The following is a 4,276-nucleotide window of genomic DNA, read 5'->3' on the forward strand; positions in this document are numbered from 1 at the left end:
CTCGCCCCCTACGTATTACCGCGGCTGCTGGCACGTAGTTAGCCGGGGCTTATTCATTGGGTACCGTCTTGTTTCTTCCCCAATAAAAGGAGTTTACACACCGAAATGCGTCATCCTCCACGCGGCGTCGCTGCGTCAGACTTTCGTCCATTGCGCAAGATCCCTGACTGCTGCCTCCCGTAGGAGTCTGGGCCGTGTCGCAGTCCCAGTCGGGCTGATCGTCCTCTCAGACCAGCTACCCGTCGTAGCCTTGGTAGGCCATTACCCCACCAACTAGCTGATAGGCCACAAGCCCCTCCCGAAGCGAAAAACCATTTACTTGCCGAGCCATGTGGCTCAGCAGGCACATCCGGTATTAGCATCCCTTTCGGAATGTTGTCCCAGTCTTCGGGGCAGGTTGCTTATGTATTACTCCGCCGTTCGCCACTAACTGTAAAAGCAAGCTTCTACAATTCGTTCGACTTGCATGTCTTAGGCACGCCGCCAGCGTTCGTCCTGAGCCAGGATCAAACTCTCCGTATAAAACGGTTACTTTTGATCTGTTCTCGCCGAAGCGAGATTGTCGATTGACTTTGGGACACGCTAAGTGATTCGTTTACCTGCCTAGTTTTCAACGAGCAAGGGGAAACCTTCCCCTAAAGGCGAAGAGTATTATAGACAACACCTCTCTACTTTGTCAAGAGGCTTTCCATAATATTTTTCTATTTTTGCGATCGCCTCCGAAGAAGCTAAATCTAACCTAGAAGAACCAACCACTAAACATTTCAATTCTGATTTTTAATTCAGGAGATCTGCCAGTAGCTGCTTTACAGACTAAAAAACCTCGGCCAGCAAGCTGTCCGAAGTGTCCAGCATCCTATTTCTAGGTACTCATATATAATACCCTACCTACGCATTCGTGTCAAGTATAAATCAAGGGACTTGAATATATTTTGTCCTAATTTTTCGAACCTACTCGTGGCCGCCCTTACAGCACAGCCCTTTTCTTATGCCAGTCGGTGCGTAGTTCGTAGGCGTAGGCAGTGTGGAGGATTTTCTCCTCGCCGAAAGGCTTACCTATTAACTGCAATCCGATTGGAAGGCCGTCTTTAAACCCACAGGGAACGCTGATAGCGGGGACACCGGCTAAGTTGATCGTAATAGTACATACATCACTCAGCTTCATCGCCATGGGGTCATCAGCCTTTTCCCCTATCTTAAACGCTACCGTCGGGCAGACGGGAGTCGCTAGAACATCATATTTTTCAAATGCTTTATCAAAGTCCTGTCGCACGAGGGTTCGCGCTTTCTGTGCCTTTAAATAATAGGCATCATAGTAGCCTGCCGATAGGGTATAAGTGCCGATCATTATGCGCTGGATGACTTCAGCGCCAAAACCTCTCTCCCGAGTAAGTTCAGTCAGCCCGATATGGCTTTCATCTGTAACCCTCAAACCATATTTAATGCCGTCATATCGAGCCAAGTTGCTACTAGCTTCTGCGGGTGCAATAATATAATAGACCGCCAACCCATAATCAACCGAGGGCAATGATGTCTCCTCGACAATTGCACCATTATCAGCTAAGACGTTGACCGCCTTCATAACGGCATCTCGAACAGCCGGGTCAGTGCCCTCTGCCATGAACTCCTTCGGAACCCCAACGCGCAATCCCTTAACGTCCTCCTTTAATGAGGCGGTATAGTCCGGCACATCGAGAACAACTGAAGTCGAATCGAGGGGGTCGTGGCCTGCCAATGCGTTCATCATAAGCGCGCAATCGGTAACATCCTTGGTAATCGGCCCTATCTGATCCAACGAAGAAGCATAAGCTACCAGCCCATAGCGCGAAACGCGCCCATAGGTTGGCTTCATCCCAACCACTCCGCAATATGAGGCCGGAAGCCGAATGGAACCGCCTGTGTCCGAACCAAGAGCAGCAAAGGCTTCACCGGCAGCAACAGCAGCAGCACTACCTCCAGACGAACCTCCTGGAACACAATCTAAGTTCCAAGGGTTATGCGTCGGGAAGAAACCGGAATTCTCGGTCGAAGATCCCATTGCGAACTCATCCATATTGGCTTTGCCGGAAAAGATCGCGCCGATTGACTTTAATTTCTCGACAACCGTCGCATCATAAGGCGGCTCGTAGTTATACAAAATCTTAGATGCGCAGGTGGTACGAATGCCTTTGGTGCACATGTTGTCCTTGAGGGCAATCGGGATACCCAAAAGGTCATCCTTTGCCCCGCTATCCAGCTTCTGCTGGGCGGCGGCGGCCATTTCTTTGGCAACATCATCCAAAACAGTCACATAGGCTTGAACAGACGGTTCTACAGCGGCAACCCGCTTCATCACCGAATCCGTAACCTCGGCAATACTCACTTCGCGTTTTCTTATCAGGTCTCGCACTTCATGTGCGGTCAGCTCAAAGAGTTCCATACTTAGCCCTCATCCTCCACAATACGCGGCACGATAAATAAGTTGTCCTCAGCCTCCGGAGCATTCCGCAAGAATGACTCAGGCAGCAGCGAGCATCTTGTTTGATCCTCTCGAAAAACGTTGAGAATCGGGATTGAGTGGGAAGTAGGCTCGATTTGAGTTGTGTCAAGCTCCTGAAGCTTAGTGAAGTGCTCCATGAGAGCATTAAGATGGCCGAGCAGCCTAACCATTTCCTCTTCCGTCAGCGCCAACCTTGCAAGCTTAGCCACATGACGCACATCTTCTATAATAAGAGCCAAATTGATGCCTCCATATAAAATACCTTCTGATTCTAGCACATGATGCCAGATTGTCACTGTCATAATAGATGCTATTGGTTGAAAGGATAGGGTGCAAAGGAATGTCGGTGTACACACGTTTTTGGCTGCCTGTGTTATTTTTGATGATAGGTCTCTCAGGTTTTGCCCAACAGGTAAGTAAACAACAGATAAGGGTGCCAGAGGAAATTATCATTGAGGCGCCTGATGAGAATTATGACTCCACAACAGGGATCATAAGTGCAAGCGGCGGCGTAGTTATAACTGCGGAGAAAACGAAAATCACCGCCGATGAAATCACTTATAACACACTGAAAGGTCTATTGAATGCGATAGGAAATATCCATTTAACCGATCCGGCCGGTGAAGTTAAGTCATCTAAACTTAGCTATGATTTCGGTTTACAGTATGGATTTGCAGATGAGGTTGAAGCCAGTTCAACCGGCACCGGGTTTTATACTCCTAAACTTGAAATCACTCCGAAAGATTGGGTAGCGCGCAAAGTCAAAGCCAGCACAGGTGGTTATCCTTCGGGTCCCTATAACATGACGGCTAAAAAGATGGTTATCCGCCCCGGGCGAGATATTGTCGCGACGAATGTTTATCTATTAATTGGTAAAACGAAAGTGCTTTGGCTCCCTTGGATACGTATTAACCTCGGCCAAAAAGTAAAAAAATTCCCTTTACCTATAGTTGGTTATGATGGCGCAAAAGGGTTCAACCTCCATATGACACAGCCTTATGAACTTAGCAGCAACACCGCTATCCTTGGCGAAAGCACTGTCTATATGGAGGCGGTCCCTATGTACCGCCTGCGATATTCCTATAGTTTCGACCGTAATCTAAGCCCTATCACTATCCCCCTTAATGAAGAGGGTGAGCGGTTTAACACTGCCTTTATAGATCAAGTTCGGACGACTTCTGTGGCTCAAGAAGAGGCTGATTTACGGATTAACCGAACGGTTGCTTTTGCCGAGCATTCGGAAAATGTGCAGGTTTTTGGACGTCGCCTTAGTGACATGCGTATAAGCAAAGATTGGGAACTTGGGTTTCAGACTGGGATGCCGGTCGGACCATTACTTGGAGTTGCAGTCTTTCGAGTCGGGCGCATACGCGAATTTCCAGGTCGGACAGCTTTGACCCGATATATAGGAGAAGCGACGGTTGTCACGCATGAAACCCCACTTTTCGGTGATTTCTCAGGCCGCTTAAAAGTTCATGCCGCTACTTTTGCATATAATGAACACGGTGGATTCGGTTGGGTACGCCCTTCTGCTGAACTCTATTGGAGACCTACGGACAAATTTGCTTTTGGGCTTGCTTATATCCGTTCGATCCGTTTCGAAGATCCCGGCTTCATAATCGATGATGTCGATGCCCGAGAAGCTTTCCATTTCCGTCTTGATACAAGGATCGGAAGTTCACAAATCAGCACTGTTCTAAAGTACGACACACTTCACAACGATTTCTACGACATCCAAGCCCGCCTTGGCGTTTTAGTTAATTGCTTAGAGGTCGTCCTAACCTATCGCAAACACCC

At 48.3% G+C, this 4,276-nt stretch carries 3 protein-coding genes and 1 rRNA gene; 1 reads left to right on the forward strand and 3 read right to left on the reverse strand.

The window, feature by feature from the left end; translation table 11 throughout:
* The 3 genes from WCO51_10255 to gatC all read right to left on the reverse strand — a co-directional run.
* Positions 1-522: ribosomal RNA gene (locus WCO51_10255) — 16S ribosomal RNA — on the reverse strand; the annotation flags it as partial.
* Between the two features lie 445 nt (positions 523-967).
* Entirely contained in the window at positions 968-2,419 is a 1,452-nt protein-coding gene (gene gatA / locus WCO51_10260) for an Asp-tRNA(Asn)/Glu-tRNA(Gln) amidotransferase subunit GatA (GenBank protein MEI6513640.1), read from the reverse strand.
* Positions 2,420-2,421: 2 nt separating this feature from the next.
* Positions 2,422-2,718, reverse strand: coding sequence for an Asp-tRNA(Asn)/Glu-tRNA(Gln) amidotransferase subunit GatC (gene gatC, locus WCO51_10265; protein MEI6513641.1), 297 nt, complete (start codon positions 2,716-2,718; stop codon positions 2,422-2,424).
* A gap of 101 nt (positions 2,719-2,819) precedes the next feature.
* On the opposite strand from gatC, the gene WCO51_10270 reads away from it, so the two are divergent.
* Positions 2,820-4,276: hypothetical protein (locus tag WCO51_10270; GenBank protein MEI6513642.1), on the forward strand; the 1,457-nt coding region annotated here is incomplete at its 3' end.

Source organism: bacterium (assembly GCA_037131655.1).
In the GTDB taxonomy this organism is placed as follows: domain Bacteria; phylum Armatimonadota; class Fimbriimonadia; order Fimbriimonadales; family JBAXQP01; genus JBAXQP01.

Excerpts from the sequence above, each read along its gene's own strand:
- gatA (MEI6513640.1), bottom strand. The coding sequence starts at position 2,419 with ATGGAACTCTTTGAGCTGACCGCACATGAAGTGCGAGACCTGATAAGA.